General features: G+C 58.2%; 2 protein-coding genes. One reads left to right on the top strand and one right to left on the bottom strand.

All coding sequences use genetic code 11. From position 1 onward, the window contains the following. Nucleotides 1-250, top strand: a 250-nt coding sequence (locus RNA01_RS23525; RefSeq protein ID WP_307725740.1) for a TrbI/VirB10 family protein, incomplete at its 5' end; no start/stop codon positions are given. A 39-nt stretch (nucleotides 251-289) separates the two neighbouring features. On the opposite strand, the gene RNA01_RS23520 is transcribed toward RNA01_RS23525, so the two are convergent. Then, nucleotides 290-680 (bottom strand): acyl-homoserine-lactone synthase (locus RNA01_RS23520; protein WP_307725741.1); only part of this gene is annotated, 391 nt, incomplete at its 5' end.

Here is a 680-nt window from a genome sequence, read left to right as displayed (position 1 = left end):
ATCGGCAGCGCTTGTTGCACTCATAGGTACCGGCATCGATATGGCAGTTCCGGAGAGTTCGACCCTCGCCACACAGGATACGGCTTCTGACGCGGCGCGTAGAAACTTTGCGGAGACCTTCGGCCGCGTCGCGGAGCAGACGATTTCCAAGAACCTGAATGTTCAGCCCACCATCCAGATCCGGCCGGGCTACAAGTTCAACGTTCTTGTCGACCAGGACATTGTCTTTCCCGGAAATTATGGCGGTTGAGGCACACGTCGCCGCAACCGCCTTGGGACAGTTCCCGGGTCAGGCCGATATGCGCACGGTCTCGCTGTTCGCAATTTTGCGCGGCCGATATCCTGCATAAAGGGGAGCCGCGACACCAAGCGTCTGCTGCATGCGCGTGCGAACTTCTTCTGAAACTTCGAAAACACCGCAGCAAACCGGAGAGCGACCATAGCCTTCTGCGCGGCCAACCTCTTCAACGGCGAGCCCCGCCCGACGATAGACCCGCGCCAAGTGCGGCTCGTAGTTTGAGACCAGCGTCTCGATACCGTGCGACAATCCGCATTCGCACAACGCCAGCAGCAGCATGCCGAAAGCCTTACCCGTTTCCAGCCTCGGGAAATCCTCGGAAAGTGTTTCCTCATCGAGGCACATTCTCGTTCCCTCATAGATACCGGGTGCAATCAGGTTT

Source organism: Paenirhizobium naphthalenivorans (assembly GCF_007992095.1).
Taxonomy (GTDB): Bacteria; Pseudomonadota; Alphaproteobacteria; order Rhizobiales; family Rhizobiaceae; genus Allorhizobium; species Allorhizobium naphthalenivorans.
Note: the sequence above shows the minus strand (reverse complement) of the source record. Positions and strands in the feature narration are given on the sequence as shown.